Source organism: Cupriavidus sp. 05N38 (assembly GCF_056397345.1).
In genome coordinates this window covers 1-349 of record NZ_JBFTNF010000195.1, presented here as the reverse complement: position 1 = coordinate 349, position 349 = coordinate 1, and the positions used below count along the sequence as shown (strand labels likewise).

Annotated in this window: 1 protein-coding gene; it reads right to left on the bottom strand. The window is 57.9% G+C overall.

What is annotated here, in order from left to right; translation table 11 throughout:
- Positions 1-349 (bottom strand): beta-barrel domain-containing protein (locus tag AC1DK4_RS40890; RefSeq protein WP_477132288.1); only part of this gene is annotated, 349 nt, incomplete at both ends.

Here is a 349-nt window from a genome sequence, read left to right as displayed (position 1 = left end):
GCCAGAGAGGCCGTTTTTCCAGAAACAGCGTGGCCTGCGCTTTCATGCCGCTGGAGAGCGCCAGGGGCTTGCCCTGATAGCTGAAGCGGCTCTCTTCAAGCGACACGATTACCTTGTAATAGGGTTCGATGACGCCGTCGGTGCGCGGAAGCGTGTTGTACTTGCCCATTTCCTGATAGGAAGCCGGCACGTTGGAAATGGACAGGATGCGGCCCGGAAACTGGCCATATTTCTCGAAGGGGAACGCTTCATAACGCAGGTTGATGGCGTCGCCAGGATGGACATAGGGCATGCTGGTGTTGGGCAGCCACAGCATCAGGTAATAACGGTTGCTGCTGGCGGGCGTCAG